This window comes from Enterococcus sp. ZJ1622 (genome assembly GCF_011038845.1).
Lineage (GTDB): Bacteria > Bacillota > Bacilli > Lactobacillales > Enterococcaceae > Enterococcus_B.
Map to the genome: position 1 here is coordinate 1 of NZ_JAAKDW010000005.1, position 17,294 is coordinate 17,294.

Genomic DNA, 17,294 nt, shown 5'->3' on the forward strand with positions numbered 1-17,294 from the left:
GAACAAGTTTTTCGACCGTATTCGAAAACGCGTGATGAAGCAGCTGGATCAAAAAGACGCTTCACAAGCCAAGTACTATCGACAATTGAAATCTTTGCATAAATTACTTCTAAAATCAGAAGATGAGTTGGATTATACTACATTCAAGAAATGGCAGAATTTTCAATGGCGCTATTTAACAGAAAGTGAAGTAGTTGACCGTCTACTTTCAATCTCTTTTGAACTTAAAACGGCTTATCAGTATTATCAAAAGCTACTTAGCGCTTATCACGAGAAACAACCAGCTACTTTTTTCCAGCTACTTCGAGAAATGCCCAAAGAAGTTCCCTCGGAACTTCACCACATCAAAAAAGCCTTTTTCAGATATGAAAAAGGAATTCAGCTAGCGTTTTCGAAAAAATATTCTAACGCAAAATTAGAGAATCTTCACACGCATATCAAAACGTTAAAACGAATTGCTTATGGATTTCGCAGTTTCACCAATATGCGCTTGCGGATTTTTCTAATCAACGGGTTAATCAGCTACACATAAAAAAACATCAAAGCTAGTAACTTTTACTAACTTTGATGTTCATAGATGACCTTATCAGTCCGATTTGACAAAGAGCCACGATTTTTTGCAGTTATCTTTAGTCAGCGATTGCTGCTTCAATAGCTTCCCAAGCTTCTTCTTTCCCCTGTTTTGTCACAGAAGAAAATAAGATGAACTGGTCAGTATTGTCGAAATCCAACGCTTTTTTTATTTCACTCTCATGCTTGTTCCATTTGCCGCGAGGGATCTTATCGGCTTTCGTTGCCACTACGATCACTGGGATATCATAATATTTCAAGAATTCATACATTTGAATATCTTCTTGAGAAGGTTTGTGCCGAAGATCGACTAATGAGACGACTGCACGTAGCTGTTCTCTAGTTGTGATGTATGTCTCGATCATCTTTCCCCATTTTGCCCGCTCTGTTTTTGATACTTTTGCATAGCCGTAGCCAGGCACATCCACAAAATGAAGCGAATTCTCGATCAGGTAAAAGTTCAGCGTTTGGGTTTTCCCTGGTTTACCAGAAGTTCGTGCTAAATTTTTTCGATCGATCAATGTATTGATGAATGAAGATTTCCCTACATTCGAACGTCCAGCTAATGCGATCTCAGGAAGCTGTGTGTCTGGATATTGTTTTGGCGCAACCGCGCTGATAATAATCTCAGCTTGATGAACTTTCATATTTTTTCTCCTTAAAAGGTGATGAATAAAACGAGCGGCTGTCGCAAAAGCCAAATTGACTTTTACGGCAGCCTCTTCTCATCAACCCGCTTTTTTCTCTGAATCTTTATAAATCACTGTTGGCTCGCCCGTCAGTTCAGCCGCTTCTTTCGTAATGATCACTTTTTCGATGTTTTCATTTGAAGGGATATCGAACATGACATCCATCATGATTTCCTCGATGATCGAACGAAGCCCGCGTGCCCCTGTATTGCGCTCGATCGCTTTTTTCGCGATCGCTTCTAATGCTTCTGGTTCGAATTCCAATTCTGTATCATCTAGAGAAAGAAGTTTCTGGTATTGTTTGACCAAAGCATTCTTCGGTTCTGTCAAGATACGAACTAGGTCTTCTGTCGTCAGTTTTTCTAGCGCAGCCATTACAGGTAATCGCCCGATGAATTCAGGAATCAGTCCGAATTTCAGTAAGTCTTCTGGAATGATGTGCTGCATCACGCTTTCTTCTTCTGAAATCTTTTGGTTTTGCGTACCGAATCCAATCGTTTTCTCACCCATACGGTTTTTCACGATCGTTTCGATCCCGTCAAAAGCACCACCGACGATAAACAAGACATTCGTTGTATCGATCTGGATGAATTCCTGATGCGGATGTTTGCGTCCTCCCTGAGGCGGAACACTCGCAGCGGTTCCTTCCAAGATCTTCAATAGCGCCTGTTGTACCCCTTCACCGGAAACATCACGAGTGATAGATACATTTTCGCTTTTACGAGCGATCTTATCGATTTCATCGATGTAGATAATCCCTTTTTCTGCACGTTCAACATTGTAATCGGCTGACTGCAGAAGTTTCAGCAAGATATTTTCAACGTCTTCGCCTACATATCCGGCTTCCGTCAAGCTCGTTGCATCCGCAATCGCAAAAGGAACGTTCAATGTTTTTGCTAAAGTCTGCGCTAAAAATGTTTTCCCAGATCCTGTAGGTCCGATCAAACAGATGTTGCTCTTTTGCAATTCCACTTCGTCTGCATTATCTTCTGCTTGCTGGTTCACTCGTTTATAGTGATTATACACAGCGACAGCTAAAGAACGTTTTGCACGGTCTTGCCCAATCACATAGTTGTTCAATACATCAAGAATCTCCAGCGGTTTCGGAACTTCCGTAAATTCGCGTACAGCTTCTTCATAAAATTCTTCGTCAATTATCTCTTTGCATAGGTCGATACATTCATTACAGATGTAGACCCCTGGACCAGCTACGATTTTCTTCACTTCTTCTTGTGTCTTCCCACAAAAAGAACAGCGTACGGTCTCATTGCCACTTGGATTGTCATACATGGTCTTCACCCCTTAACTTGCAAAAAAGTATGCAAGAAACTATCAGAGACTTTACAGTCTTTTACTATCATAACATAATTTCAAAAAAAGAAAAAGTACTAGACGACTGAGATAATGTTTCTCTTCCTATCCGTGTATCCTTCAGCTTCGAAATTCCGTTTTAAAAGAGAAAAGCCGAGACATCAAGTCCCAGCTTTCATTAAAAACTCGTCTTATTCTTTTGCTTCTGTAGCTGTTCCAGTGATCAATTCGATCGCTTTTTTCATTGTCACATCATGTTCTAGCATATCGTCTGTCAGTACACGTTTGATTTGTTCTACTGGCATGTTGTATGATTCTGACAATTCTTGGATTTCTGCGTTGATTTCTTCTTCTGTTGCTTCCAAGTTTTCAGCTGCTGCGATCGCTTCAATCACAAGGTTTGTGCGTGTACGCAAATCAGCTTCGCCTTCGAATTGTTTATGCAGGTCTTCTTCTGTAGAACCTGTCAATTGGTAGTACATTTCTGGTGAGATCCCTTGACGTTGCATGTTGTTCAAGAATTCATCCATTGAACGGTGAACTTCATCATGTACCATCACGTAAGGCAAGTCAACGATTTCTGCATTTTCGACAGCCATGCGGATCGCTGCTTCGTCTTTTGCATCGTCTGCTGCTTTTTCTTTTGTTTCGATCAATTCTTTACGATATTTTTCTTTTAATTCTTCTAAAGTTGATACTTCATCATCGACGTCTTTTGCGAACTCGTCGTCTAATTCAGGAACTTCTTTTGCTTTTACTTCATGGACAGTCACTTTGAATACTGCTTCTTTTCCAGCAAGGTCTTCTGCTTGATAATCTTCTGGGAAAGTCACTGTTACGTCTAGGCTGTCTCCTGATTTATGGCCAACCAACTGTTCTTCGAATCCAGGGATGAATGAACCTGAACCTAATTCAAGAGAATAGTTTTCGCCTTTTCCGCCTTCGAATGCTTCGCCATCTACGAATCCTTCGAAATCGATCACTACTGTATCGCCATTTTCTGCAGCTGCATCTTCTTTGATGACAAGTTCTGCTTGTGCTTCTTGTTCGCGTTTGATGCGTTCTTCTACATCAGCATCTGTTACTTCACGGTCTTGTTTTTCAACAACTAGATCTTTGTATTGACCTAATTTCACTTCTGGTTTCACAGTGACTTCAGCAGTGATGACCCAGTCTTTTCCTTTTTCCATGCTTTCAACATCGATTTTTGGTTGTGAAACTGGTTCGATTGCTGCTTCTTTGACAGCTGCTTCATAAGCTTCTGGCAAAACAGCGTTCAATGCATCTTCATATAATGCTTCTTCGCCGTACATGCGGTTAAATACCTGACGTGAAACTTTTCCTTTACGGAATCCAGGTACATTTAAGTTTCCTTTAACTTTATTAAACGCAGTTGTTAGTCCTTTTTGGATTTCATCTTGCGCGATTGTAAATGTTAAAACACCGTCGTTCGTGCCTTTTTTTTCAAATGTTGCAGTCATTTAATTCCCTCCGAGTTTAGAAATTCATTTTTTATACATCAAAAACGTTTCATGCATACTTTTAAATAGTACACTAACCCTGTCGAATTGTAAACATATTGAGCGGTAGGAATCCACGTTTTTCATGAGTTTTTTATCTTTTAAAAAGAAAAAAGGTTACTGGAACTTCATCAGCTGCGCTAAAATTTTTGTTCTTTTTTCCAGAAACACTTCCTTTTGTTCCTCTGTCTTTTCTTCTCTGACTATCCCGCCATAAGCTTCTATAGTTAGCTCAAACCAATCCTCCACATGATTGATGTAGCGATCATAGATTGGATATGTCAGTGCAGACTGCATCGCGAATTCTTCTTTCAGACTGGCACCAAGCATCGCATCCTGGTTCTCGTATTGATCAGCAAGCTGGCATAATTCCTGAAACGCCTTCTGTTCTTCCGGCCTTGGCAATTTCTTCGGTATGACATCTATCAATTTCTCTTCGATCGTCAAATAAGCAAATTTTGTGCATTCTTTCACTTGAACAAGCGATTCTAACAACCTTGCTCTAGCTAACAGATGGATCTCTGGTGTCACGATCAGTTTTTTGACTGCTTGGATGAATTCATGATAAGGAAGCTGTTCGACTTCATTCAGTAATAACAGCTGCTGGGCTGGCTCAGCAAATGGGAGCTTTTCGATCGTTTGATAAATCCCTCGAATTTTCTGTCTTTCCATTTGTCCAGATAATTCTTCTGCATACTGAATCTTTTCTATCAACGTTTGTTCAAAGGAGTCAGAAAAATCCGCACTTGCGATCAGTTTCCGTGCATACAGATAATCCTTTACGCCAATCAGCAGATCAAAATAGAAGCCTGCAAATTCTTCGGTCGAAAGATATTGTGGTTCGTGGAGGATCGCCTGTCTCAGTGCCTCTTTCTTCTCATCCAATTCGTATAAGCAAAAAACAAGCAAACTGTTTGCCTCAAATGTTTCATTAAGCTCATATGCACGCTGCAGCAGTTCTCTTGCTTGCCCATACTGCTGCTTTGCTAATGCCTGTTGAGCAACACGCATCAAATTTTCGTATTTTTCCGGAAAATCGATTGGTTTCACGCTTCATTCTCCCTTCATTCTTGTATCATCTTATCAAAAGATAAAAAAACTGACAATTATAAATCCAACTGTCAATTTCTTCAATTAGCTGATCAACGATTCATTTCTTGATTGAAAGCTTTGATCAAATTGATCGTGACCACACTTGTATTAGAGAAGTAATCTCCGATGTGCTGTTTTCTCTGACTGAAGATCGTAGGCAGATAACCGATCAAAAGCCACGGGAATTTCAGGATGAATCGGCATGCCCCTTCTCTCACCAGTACAGTCGGCCAGCTCAATTCCTCTTCATCAAAACTGATGACGCGGATCCCAAAGATCATTTTCCCAATCGTTTGTCCATGGTTCCATTTTGTCAATAACACGAAATATGCTAAATAAAGGATCAGTGCGATCAGTCCGTAAATACTAAGATAAGAATCTGATGCTTCAAGCCATCCCAAATTTACGGCAACGCCTAAAGACAAACGTGTCAGCGAGCCGATACATACCAGATCGATGATAAATGCAAAGAATCGTATCCAGAACCCTGCATAAAAATAATCGGGAAAGTTATTCGTCCTTGGTTCGTCCTTGGCTTCTTTCGTATATTTCCCCCATTTATTTTGATTTTCTTTGATTTCTTCCGGTGACATAGGTTCCTTTTCAAAAGACTGCAGCACCTTTTGCGAGAACGTAGGATCTGGTCCCACAGCTGGCTGATCATTTCGTCTTTCTGCTTGATCGACCTTTTCTTCTGACATCTCAGCCATGGTTATTCACCTCCATAATAATACATCGCTTTTGGTGATTCGGCCGTTCCCAAATTCTCAAGAAGCGTAAGGATCTGACTAGTTTCTGAGGCTTTCAGTCCCTGGAATTGCGCCAATTTCGAACCAAACCATGTATTAGCAAACCCTGTCGAATTGGTGGTGTATTCCACTAATTCTGCTTTTTCTAGGTTTTGCTCTTTACGCATCGCTTTCAGTGCATCTTCCGGAAAGCCTAATTCATCGACTAATCCGACTTCTTTCGCCTGTACTCCGTCATAGATACGGCCATCAGCGATTTTTTTCACTTCATCCTCCGATTTATGACGTCCCTCGCTGACCACTTTTACAAAACGATTATACGCACTGTCGATATAAGCTTGCAAGACAGCATGATCTTCTTTTGTTTCAGGACGTGTACTGGAGCCCATATCTTTCAATGCACCACTTTTGACTGTCGTATCTTCGACGCCTAGTTTTTCCAGCAGGCCGGAGTAATTCAGACCAGACATAATGACGCCGATCGAACCAGTCACAGTTTCTTCTGTTGCATAGATTTTGTCTGCTTGGGCAGAAATATAATAGCCGCCACTTGCTGCCATGCTTTTCATGCTCACGTACATCGGCAGTTCTCGTTCTTGACGGATCTCATTCAGTGTCTTTGCGATCTCAGCGCTTTCATACACGCCGCCTCCAGGAGAGTTTACTTCCAGCAAAATCCCTTTGACTGTCTTATCTGCTTCGATGGCTTTTAGCTGTTCCATAAAATTTTCATGATTATAGCCTTCAGAAGCAAAGAACCCTGAAGAACCGCCGCTTGCGATCGTTCCGTCAACAGTCAATTTAGCGATTTTTTGTTCACTGTTCCCTTCTTCTAGAACTTGCGGCGTCAGCTCATCATCGCCATAAAGCAAACTATTCAAGCCGCCGATTTTCATTTCTTCTTGAGGTTTTGCGGTCAGTCCTGCTGAAACGAATGAGACGACAAGCAACCCTGCTGCGATTAAAACTGCTATCCAGCGTTTTTTATTCATGTGAGTTCCCCTTTAATATAAATTTTTTATCACGATCACCGTTTCTTTTGCTTCTTCTGCATTCATCCGTGCCGCTTTTTCTTCTAATGAGTAGCCGGAGAATGTTTCTTTTGTCAGTTCATCTTCTACTGTGAATTTCTGCGCTGTTTCGATACTTAATGCATCGGGCGAGATCTCCTGTATACTGTCCCAGCCGGTATCCAGAAAAATTTTGGTATCGTCTGTGACGTCTGGTCGCTGTTCAAATTTAGCTAGCTGTTCTTTTAACATCCCTAGTGTCAACACTTCGATTTTTGCTTCCATTTCTTTTCCTCCTTTATTTTATTAATACTATTGTACCGAACTCCCCAAAAAGATGATAGTCGAAATTCAATCTTTTTTTGGAAGACAGAAATACGTTACATGCCCCAATAAGATATATACCAATTTTTATTTTTTACTTTTCCATTGACAATAGCACCTAATAAAAGTTATTATTTTAGTTGTTTCCAGATAAAACACTTCAAGGAGGATAGATAGACCTTTTAAGGAATAGCGCCTGATCTGTTCAAACAGATGACGAGGAGAGGGTTAATCGAAATATTCGGCGGATGGCCCTAGGGACTGCACTCTATAGAGAATCCATAAAAATTATCTGCGAAGGTAAAACAAAGGGAGTCTCCTGCAGCTGGAAACATCTATACGAATCTATCAAAGAAAGTAGGATGTTTTTTTATGTGCGGAATTGTTGGAATTATCGGATTGGAAAATGTAACACTAGGATTGATCAGCGGGTTGGAAAAACTGGAGTATCGCGGGTATGATTCTGCTGGGATTTTTGTAGCAGACTATGCTTCAGATCATTTAGTCAAAGCTCAGGGACGAATTCAAAATTTAAAGGAAAAACTATCTTCAGACGTTCAAGGGACTATCGGGATCGGCCATACGCGTTGGGCTACTCACGGCGAACCTTCTGAAGAAAATGCGCACCCTCATACTTCTCAAAGCGGTCGTTTCGTCCTTGTACACAACGGCGTGATCGAAAATTTTGATGAATTAAAAGCAGATTACTTAGCAAATGATACATTCATCGGACAAACGGACACGGAGATCATCGCTCATCTGATTGAAGCATTTGCAAATGAAGGACGTACGACAGTCGATGCATTCAAAGAAGCTTTACGAGTTATCAGAGGTTCGTATGCCTTTGCTTTGATTGACAGAAATGCTCCTGACACGATCTACGTAGCTAAAAATAAAAGTCCTTTGCTTATTGGCCTAGGTGATGGTTTCAATGTCATCGCTAGTGATGCAATGGCTATGCTTTCTCAAACGACAGAATTCGTGGAAGTCGAAGATGGTGAAATGGTCACTGTCACAGCTGACGATGTCGTGATCCAAACGCTTTCTGGCGACATGATCTCCCGTCCATCTTTCGAGGCTCAAGTAGATGCTTCTGATATCGAAAAAGGAACTTATCCATTCTACATGCTGAAAGAAATCGATGAACAACCGATCATCATGCGACGGATCGCTCAAACTTATGTGGATCCTGACAATCGTGTATCTCTTGACGCTGGACTTCTGGAAGCTTTGACAGACAGCGATCGGATCTATATCGTTGCTTGCGGCACTAGCTACCATGCAGGACTAGCGGGCAAACACACGCTAGAAACTTTGACTCAGATTCCTGTCGAAGTACATCTGGCAAGTGAATTCGGCTACAATATGCCATTGCTTTCAAACAAGCCTTTCTTCATATTCCTGAGTCAAAGCGGCGAAACAGCTGATAGCCGGCAAGTTCTTGTCAAAGTGAATCAATTAGGTTATCCTTCTTTGACTATCACCAATGTTCCAGGGTCTACTCTTTCACGTGAAGCCTCTTTCACTTTACTGCTTCATGCAGGCCCAGAAATCGCGGTAGCATCTACAAAAGCTTATACTGCGCAAATCGCTGTTCTGGCTTTACTGGCAAAATCAGTCGGTGATTCAAAAGGGATCGACGAAGCGCTCCATTTCGATATGACTCATGAATTGAGTTTAGTCGCTTCTGCGATGGAAACAGTGATTGCACAAAAGGACTATCTAGAAGAGTTAGCTGCTGCCTATTTGAGTGATACACGGAATGCGTTTTATATCGGACGCGGTTCGGATTATGATGTCTCTCTTGAAGCAGCGCTTAAATTAAAAGAAATCAGTTATATCCAAGCTGAAGGATTTGCAGCTGGCGAATTGAAACATGGAACGATCGCTTTGATCGAAGAAGGTACGCCTGTTATCGGGATCATCAGTGAAGAAGTGACCGGTGCCCACACCAGAGGAAATCTGAAAGAAGTGGAAAGCCGCGGCGCAAAAACATTAGTGATCGCCGTCGAAGGACTGGAAAGAGAAAGTGATCAGCTGGTTCTGCCAGCAGTCCACCCTTACCTGAGTGCTTTGGCAACCGTAGTACCGACTCAATTACTGGCGTACTATGCAACACTGCTGAGAGGATTCGACGTAGACAAGCCACGTAATTTAGCAAAATCAGTGACAGTAGAATAAAAGCAAGAAATCTTATGAGTAAGAAACGCATCTGTCTTGCGCGTTTCTTACTCATTTTTCATTCAGTACATTCTATTCCTTAGTGCTTTTCTGTTAAACTAATACTAAATACTAGACAGCTGTTTTCGTTCAGCATGACACACAAGGAGGATATTATGGTCACTACTCAGAGAAACTGGCATATATTGCGTTTTGCTATTCTTGGTACGGATAGCGTGATCACTGTTTTTATGTTGTTTTCACTTATTTTTGGTACAGGTGGTTTTCTGCCTCTGTACATGGCCTCACAAGTTTGTTCTGTCGTCATTTGCAACTCTATCAATAAAAAATTAGGTATTCAAGCTTCTGAGAATGCGAAGGTGCTTTTTTTGCTTGTCGTTTTATTGTCCCTTTTCTCTTGCATCGCCATGATGATTCTTACACAGTTCGCTTTTTTCAAATAAAAAATCAACAAGGAGCTGCGACAAAAGACTTGTCGCAGCTCCTTGTTGAAATTGTTCCTTGTGCCTCAGAGTTAAACAGCAGGCTCACAACCTCTTGTTCTCAGTTTTTTCTAGTGATGCGTTTTACTCCAGTCCGATTTCTTCTTTGACTACTGCTGCGATTTTATCTACATAGTAGTTTACTTTCTCATCGGTAGGAGCTTCTGCCATGACGCGAAGCAATGGTTCTGTTCCGGAAGGACGGACTAGGATTCTTCCGTCATCTCCCATCTCTGCTTCTGCTTCTTCGATCACTTTCTTGATTGCAGGTACTTCCATAGCACCATTTTTGTTGCTGACACGGATATTGACTAATTTTTGTGGATAGATCGTGACTTCAGCAGCAAGCTCAGATAATTTCTTCCCTGTCTGTTTCATGATATTCAGCAGCTGGATACCTGAAAGCATCCCATCTCCAGTAGTATTGAAATCCAAGAAGATCATATGACCGGACTGTTCACCGCCAAAGTTATAATCATTTTTACGCATTTCTTCTACGACATAGCGATCACCCACTTGAGTGACGACGTCTTTTAGCCCAATCGCTTCTACAGCTTTATGGAAGCCCAGATTACTCATGACTGTCGTCACGATCGTATCTTTCTTCAGACGATTCTTTTCTGCAAGATACTTCGCACAGATATACATGATCTTGTCTCCATCGACGATATTTCCCAATTCATCGACTGCAATGATCCGATCGCCATCACCATCGAATGCTAAACCAACATCTGCACCTTTTTCAACGACCATTTCAGCTAACCGCTCTGGATGAGTAGAACCTACGCCATCATTGATGTTCAGTCCATCTGGGTTTGTGCCCATCGTATAGAAGTCTGTTTCCAGGTCGGCAAACAATCGATTCACCGATGTGGCAGTAGCTCCGTTTGCCGCATCTACGCAAACTGTCAGACCAGAAAGATCGCCATTGATGGTTTGAACAAGAAATTGCGAGTATTTCAGCAAGCCTTCTGGAAATTCTTCGACTGTACCTAATCCTTCAGCTGAAGGTCTTGGTAATTCGTCAACCTCTGCATCTAACAATGCTTCGATCTCCAGTTCCTGATCGTCGACCAATTTGAATCCGTCTGCACCGAAAAATTTGATTCCGTTGTCTTGTGCCGGATTGTGGGAAGCAGAGATCATTACACCTGCACTAGCTTTTTGCAAACGTGTCAAGTATGCGACTCCCGGTGTAGAAATCACACCTAATTGAAAGACTTCGATCCCAACTGACAATAATCCGGAAATCAATGCTTCTTCTAGCATTTGACCAGATATTCTTGTATCACGTCCCACTAAAACACGCGGGCGTTTCCCTTCTTTTTCATGCTGGCTCAACACATAACCGCCACAGCGGCCTAATTTGAATGCTAGCTCTGGTGTCAGCTCCTTATTTGCCTCGCCACGAACACCATCTGTTCCAAAATATTTACCCATAGCTATAAATTTGCTCCTTTAACTTAATTTTCCGAGGAATTCATTCTACTTGCTTGTGTACTTTCACTTATTGACTGACTTGTTTCTTCCGTAGTGACCGATCCGCTAGTCGTTGTCGTCGTTGAACTTGGAGTCGTCGTCGATGTAGGTACGGATGGCACGCTACTTGCAGAAGTAGTTCTTGATCCTGATTCTTCTTTTATGCTTTGGCTCGTAGATGAACTGCTGCTTGAGCTTTTCAAGACAGGCGTGATTTCAACGCTGACTGATCTTGGTTCTACAGTCAAACCTGTTTCTACAGGGATCTCGATTTTTCGAGTCGTTCGATGATTGATTCCCGTGATATCAACTGGCACAGCAATACTGCTGCCAATCGTCGAAAGCAGTTCATTCGATCCAGTGACTTCTGCTTCTAGATCTGAAAAACTGAAATCATAGCTTTCTACGCCTTCAGCTGGTGTGCCTTGTTGTGTCCCATATAAACGCACTGTTTTTGACGGTTTGATCGCTTCTGCTTTGACAGAGACCTGCACTGGATCAGAAACGATACTCAATACTTCTCCCGCAGCATTCAATGCTTGTATTGGGATCTCAGCGTTGATTCCAGTATCGGTGATCATCGATTTGTCCACATTCGCCACTACGCGTTTGATTTCAGCTAGTGTTTTATCTCCTGTGGTAATCGTCACTTTGTCCGGTTTGACTACTGCTTCATCAAGCTCATAGCCAGTTGGTGTAATCGTAGAAGGAATCGCTGCTTCCACCTCGAAATCCTTCGTTACTTTTTTCTCGATCGTCACCGTAATCGTTGCAGGCTGCATTTTTGCTGTTACCGCACTGCTCAGATTTTGTATTTTCAGTGGAACTTCGTGTGTGCCTTCGCTGAGTTTCGTGATGTCCGCAGTGACTCTGAAAGTCCTCGTGTCTTCATTTTTTTCAGCGTTCAGCTGGACGCGATTCGCGCTCGAAAGTTTCACTGTGACGGCATTTTCATATCCATGAATGTAATACCGGTCCGAATCATAGGAAAGCTGGACAGGAACATCTGCGACTGTCTGGCTGTAGGATTCATTCCCGGATAATGTGTTTTGAACCGTTTGTCCATTTGCATTGAAATAAAGTACAATGCTGAACAGCAGAGCAACAAATCCGTATAAAATACTTGTTCGTTTCTCTTTTGAGATCATTTGCGATCCCCTCCCTTAGTCATACCGTCTAGGAAAGATTGAATCACGTTTTTTTTCGTTTTTGTTTTGTCTTCAGCAATCAATTCTCTGCGCAAGATTGCTAAATATTCTTCTTGAGAAAGACCAGGCATCAATTCATTGTCTAAAGTGATGCTGACATCTCCTGTTTCTTCAGAGACAACGATCGTGATCGCGTCGCTGACTTCGCTTATACCGACAGCTGCCCGGTGTCGAGTTCCAAATTCTTTTGGAATCAGCATACTTTCAGATAGCGGCAAATAGGCGCTGGCTACTGCAATCTTCCCGTCTTTCACGATGACTGCACCATCATGAAGCGGCGTATTGGGAATAAAGATATTGATCAGCAACTCACCTGTGATATCCGCATCTAAAGAGATTCCAGTCTCGATGTACTCATCTAATCCAGTATGACGTTCGATCGTGATCAGCGCGCCAATTTTACGTTTAGACATATATTGGATTGCTTTGTCGAAAGACAGGATCATCTTTTCATCTTCCTGCTGCTCGCTTTTGGATTGTTTGAAAAGCGAACTGCGTCCAAGATGTTCCAATCCGCGCCTGATTTCAGGCTGGAAGATCACGATTGCTGCGATAACTCCATAAGTAATGACCTGGTTCATCAGCCACGACAGAGTATGCAGCCCAATAATCTCTGCGATAATTCGAATAACGATGAAGATCGCTACTCCTTTCAGCAGTTGGATCGCCTTGGTCCCGCGAAGCAGTTGGATCAGTTTGTACACGAGATACCAAACGACCAGAATATCAAGTATGTTCACCAAAAAATTCAGAGAAAACAAGTCACCGGAAAACATTTGCTGCCAGTACTCCAAATTAAAAAGTTCCCCGATTTGAAATGACATAAAAAGCCTCTCTTCTCTTTTGAGATTTCTTATTTAGTATATCATATGTTTTAAATTAAGAGGCTATTCTGAATCATTTTTCCTGATAAAAATGACATTATTTTCAAGAAAATTACAATGTTCTCTTTTATTGTTCCTCTGTTTTTTTTCGTCGTTCTGCTCGAGCTGCTCGTCTAGCAGCTCTGCGGGCTTCTGCTTCAGGGTCGACTCTTTTTTCTTTTCGAGCTTTTGGCGTTGGCAAATCTGCTTCTTCCGGCTCTAGTTTCGCCTTTATTTTTTCACGTTCGCCTGCTAGAGTTGCGTAATTATAAAAGCGTGTTTTGGCGTCTTGTACGGTCTTTTCGAACAGTTTTCCAGCAGATTCCGGATTTGCTTTTTCCAATGAAGAAAAACGTACTTGCTTCCGCATGAAATCTGGCATGACAGAAAAATCAGGTTTCTTGTAATCCAAGATCATCGGCGTTTTGTTTTTCTCTGCTAATGACGGATTATAGCGATAAAGAGACCAATAACCAGAAGATACAGCTTCTTTTGCTTCCTTGATCGATTCTCTCATCCCACCAAAAAGACCATGCGTGATACAAGGTGTATAAGCAATGATCAATGAAGGTCCGGGGTATTTCTCTGCTTCTTCGAACGCTTTGATCGTCTGCATCTGATTGGCACCAGAAGCTATTTGTGCTACATAGACGTTCCCATAGGTCATAGCCATCATCCCAAGATCTTTTTTCGACGCATATTTCCCGCTGGCTGAGAACTTAGCGATTGCAGAAGCTGGCGTTGCTTTTGACATCTGTCCGCCAGTATTCGAATAGACTTCATTATCCAGAACAAGAATATTGACATCTGCCCCGCTTGCAAGGACGTGATCGATTCCACTGAACCCAATATCATAAGCCCAGCCATCTCCACCAATCATCCACTGACTGTTTTTCACAAAAATATCTCTTTCCCGATAGATAGCTTCAAGCTCTGGCACATTTCCTAGCTCTGATTCGATCGCTGCTTGCAGTTTAGCTGCACGCTGCTGTGTCCCTTCACTTTCAAACAAATGATCCAGCCAATCTTGCATCAGCAATCTCAAGGATTCTGATACTTTCGGCAGCACATCGCTGATCGATTTTGCTAAAGCCTCGCGACGTGTCTGTGCAGCAAGCAGCATCCCATAACCGAACTCGGCATTGTCTTCTAGTAAAGAATTGGACCAGGCTGGACCTTGCCCGCATTCATTCGTCGTATATGGCGAGGCTGGAGACGCACCTCCCCAAATCGAAGAACAGCCCGTTGCATTTGCGATCATCATCCGATCACCAAACATTTGCGTCAGCAATTTCACATAAGGTGTCTCGCCACAGCCTGAGCAAGCGCCCGAAAATTCCAGAAGCGGTTTGTTGAATTGTGTAGAAAGGACGGTATTTTTCCCTTTGACTGGATTTTCTTTTTGCTTCAACGTCATGGCAAATGCCCAATTGACCGCTTGTTCTTTTTGTTCCTCGTAAGGCTTCATCACTAATGCTTTCCCTTTTGCTGGACAAGCTTCTACACATAATCCGCAGCCAGTACAATCTTCAACAGAAACCTGGATACGGTACTTCAAGCCATCTGGCCCTCTCATATCCCGGACAATGAATCCTTCTGGCGCTTCTTCCATCTCTTCTTCATCAGCTAAAAACGGACGGATCGCTGCATGCGGACAAAAAAAGGCACATTCATTGCACATCGTACAGCGGTCGCTGATCCACTGCGGCACTTCTAGTGCAACACCGCGCTTTTCGACTGAAGCCGTACCCACAGGCATCTCTCCTGTTGTCATCCCATTAGAAACCAGTGCACCTACTGACAGACTGTTTCCTTCTTGTGCGTTGATAGGCTCTAGAATCTCGTGGACATAACGGGAACCAACTGCTGCCTTCTTCTTCGGTAATTCAAGAGTTTTCCAGCTTTCTGGAATGGCTACTCGATGTAAAAGTTCAACTGTTCGATCGATTGCTTGGACGTTTTTTTCTACGATCGCCATCGATTTATGTCCATAGCTTTTCAGTGCCTCTTCTTTCAAGATCGGCATGACTTCTTCAAAAGGCATAATATCTGCTAACTTAAAGAACGCTGTCTCCATCGCTGTATTGATCCTGCGTCCCAGCCCAACTTCTTGGGCTAGCTGCATCGCATTGATCGTATAAAACTGGATCTCATTTTCTGCCAGATACCGTTTCAGCTTCGTTGGTAAATGTGTATCCAACTGCTCATCTGTCCAAAGCGTGTTCAATAAAAAGGTCCCGCCTCGTTTCAACCCTTTGACTAGATCGTAACTGTGTAGATAAGCCGGTGTATGACAAGCAACGAAATCTGCATGTTCGACAAGATAAGCCGAACGGATCGGTGTTTCTCCAACTCGCAAGTGGGAAACAGTCAGTCCGCCCGATTTCTTTGAATCATAATAAAAATAACCTTGCGCATACTTTTTCGTATGATCTCCGATGATCTTGATCGCAGACTTGTTCGCACCGACTGTCCCATCAGAACCAAATCCCCAGAATTTCGCTTGGTAAGTCGCCGGATTCGTCAAATCCAGTGTCTCTTTCGTCTCTAAAGAATGATAAGTCACATCATCGATGATTCCGATAGTGAAGCGTTTCTTCCTTTTTTCTTTTTCTTTGACTAATTCGTCAAAAACTGCCACGATCTGATCCGGAGTCACATCTTTTGATCCTAAGCCGTATCGTCCGCCGATGATCACTGGTCGGATATCAGAATCGTAAAGTGCACTTTGCACATCTAGAAGTAATGGTTCGCCGCCCGCACCTGGTTCTTTGCTTCGGTCGAGCACTGCGATCGTTTTTGTGGTGGCTGGAAGTTTCTCTAACAGATTCTCGATTGGAAAAGGCCGGTAAAGATGGATATTCAAAAAGCCAGTTTTCCGACCGTTTTGATTCAAATAGTCGACAGTCTGTTCGATCGTATGAGCCACAGAACCCATAGATACGATTACTTCTTCTGCATCCTCTGCCCCATGATAAGTGACTAGATCATAAGAAGTCCCCCGCAAACGATTGATCTCCTGCATATATTTTTGGACGATCTGCGGCAGTTTCTCATAATACTGATTGATGGTCTCCCGCTGCTGAAAATGGATATCAGGGTTTTGATTCGTCCCGCTGACTGTCGGATGATTGGGATTCATCCCTCTTTCTCTAAATTTCCTCAGTTTCTCCTGATCGATCAATGGAGCCAATTCTTCATAGTCCAATACTTCGATCTTTTGGATTTCGTGACTCGTGCGAAATCCATCAAAAAAATTCAAAAAAGGCAGTTCTCCTTCGATCGACGCTAAATGTGCCACTGGTGAAAGATCCATCACTTCTTGGACACTGCTTTGTGCAAGCATCGCAAAACCAGTCTGTCTGGCTGCCATGACATCTCCGTGATCGCCGAAGATATTCAGTGCATTCGTCGTAACTGCTCGGCTTGCGACATGGAAGACGCTTGGAAGAAGCTCTCCTGCTATTTTATACATATTCGGGATCATCAGAAGCAATCCTTGCGAGGCTGTATAGGTCGTCGTCAAAGCGCCTGTTTTCAATGAGCCGTGCACAACTCCTGCCGCACCAGCTTCTGATTGCATTTCAACGACTTTTACCGGTTCGCCAAAAATATTTTTCTTACCAGCTGCCGACCATTGATCGACTAATTCTGCCATAGTTGAGCTGGGTGTGATCGGGTAAATAGCAGCAAGCTCCGTGAACGCATAAGAAATATACGCAGCTGCTGTATTCCCGTCCATTGTTTTCATTTTCCTCATCTATCATCATCCTTGTTCAAATTCTCTCGAGTAATCTTTTCTATTATACCGCAAAA

14 protein-coding genes are annotated in these 17,294 nt (G+C 42.5%); 3 read left to right on the forward strand and 11 right to left on the reverse strand.

Annotated features, from left to right (window positions below; all coding sequences use genetic code 11):
• Nucleotides 1–532 (forward strand): transposase (locus G7Y42_RS05680; RefSeq protein ID WP_165037841.1); only part of this gene is annotated, 532 nt, incomplete at its 5' end.
• A gap of 97 nt (nucleotides 533–629) precedes the next feature.
• Here the strand turns inward: G7Y42_RS05680 and yihA are convergent.
• From yihA to G7Y42_RS05715, 7 genes are all read right to left on the reverse strand, one after another.
• The gene (yihA, locus tag G7Y42_RS05685) at nucleotides 630–1,217 is read right to left on the reverse strand and encodes a ribosome biogenesis GTP-binding protein YihA/YsxC (RefSeq protein WP_165004923.1); all 588 of its coding nucleotides are present in this window, start codon (nucleotides 1,215–1,217) and stop codon (nucleotides 630–632) included.
• Nucleotides 1,218–1,298: 81 nt separating this feature from the next.
• The gene (gene clpX / locus G7Y42_RS05690; protein ID WP_165004921.1) at nucleotides 1,299–2,549 is read right to left on the reverse strand and encodes an ATP-dependent Clp protease ATP-binding subunit ClpX; all 1,251 of its coding nucleotides are present in this window, start codon (nucleotides 2,547–2,549) and stop codon (nucleotides 1,299–1,301) included.
• 212 nt (nucleotides 2,550–2,761) lie between these two features.
• Entirely contained in the window at nucleotides 2,762–4,051 is a 1,290-nt protein-coding gene (tig, locus tag G7Y42_RS05695; protein WP_165004919.1) for a trigger factor, read from the reverse strand.
• A gap of 156 nt (nucleotides 4,052–4,207) precedes the next feature.
• Nucleotides 4,208–5,140, reverse strand: a complete 933-nt coding sequence (locus G7Y42_RS05700; protein WP_165004917.1) for a hypothetical protein — start codon at nucleotides 5,138–5,140, stop codon at nucleotides 4,208–4,210.
• A gap of 92 nt (nucleotides 5,141–5,232) precedes the next feature.
• Nucleotides 5,233–5,892, reverse strand: coding sequence for an RDD family protein (locus G7Y42_RS05705; RefSeq protein WP_165004915.1), 660 nt, complete (start codon nucleotides 5,890–5,892; stop codon nucleotides 5,233–5,235).
• A 2-nt stretch (nucleotides 5,893–5,894) separates the two neighbouring features.
• Nucleotides 5,895–6,923, reverse strand: a complete 1,029-nt coding sequence (gene sppA, locus G7Y42_RS05710) for a signal peptide peptidase SppA (protein ID WP_165004912.1) — start codon at nucleotides 6,921–6,923, stop codon at nucleotides 5,895–5,897.
• 12 nt (nucleotides 6,924–6,935) lie between these two features.
• A complete protein-coding gene (locus tag G7Y42_RS05715; RefSeq protein ID WP_165004910.1) occupies nucleotides 6,936–7,226 on the reverse strand; it encodes a hypothetical protein in 291 nt (96 codons plus the stop codon).
• A gap of 411 nt (nucleotides 7,227–7,637) precedes the next feature.
• On the opposite strand from G7Y42_RS05715, the gene glmS reads away from it, so the two are divergent.
• Nucleotides 7,638–9,446, forward strand: coding sequence for a glutamine--fructose-6-phosphate transaminase (isomerizing) (gene glmS / locus G7Y42_RS05720; protein ID WP_165004907.1), 1,809 nt, complete (start codon nucleotides 7,638–7,640; stop codon nucleotides 9,444–9,446).
• 155 nt (nucleotides 9,447–9,601) lie between these two features.
• A complete protein-coding gene (locus G7Y42_RS05725) occupies nucleotides 9,602–9,889 on the forward strand; it encodes a hypothetical protein (RefSeq protein ID WP_165004905.1) in 288 nt (95 codons plus the stop codon).
• Between the two features lie 123 nt (nucleotides 9,890–10,012).
• On the opposite strand, the gene glmM is transcribed toward G7Y42_RS05725, so the two are convergent.
• From glmM to nifJ, 4 genes are all read right to left on the reverse strand, one after another.
• Entirely contained in the window at nucleotides 10,013–11,368 is a 1,356-nt protein-coding gene (gene glmM / locus G7Y42_RS05730; RefSeq protein WP_165004903.1) for a phosphoglucosamine mutase, read from the reverse strand.
• 23 nt (nucleotides 11,369–11,391) lie between these two features.
• Entirely contained in the window at nucleotides 11,392–12,555 is a 1,164-nt protein-coding gene (locus G7Y42_RS05735) for a CdaR family protein (protein ID WP_165004901.1), read from the reverse strand.
• Nucleotides 12,552–13,439 carry a diadenylate cyclase CdaA gene (gene cdaA / locus G7Y42_RS05740; RefSeq protein WP_165004899.1) on the reverse strand — a complete coding sequence of 296 codons (888 nt, stop codon included), beginning with the start codon at nucleotides 13,437–13,439 and terminating at the stop codon, nucleotides 12,552–12,554. The genes G7Y42_RS05735 and cdaA overlap by 4 nt, the downstream gene beginning before the upstream one ends.
• A 127-nt stretch (nucleotides 13,440–13,566) precedes the next feature.
• Nucleotides 13,567–17,238: a pyruvate:ferredoxin (flavodoxin) oxidoreductase gene (nifJ, locus tag G7Y42_RS05745; RefSeq protein WP_165037843.1), complete on the reverse strand. Its 3,672-nt coding sequence runs from the start codon at nucleotides 17,236–17,238 to the stop codon at nucleotides 13,567–13,569.
• Nucleotides 17,239–17,294 lie beyond the last annotated feature (56 nt).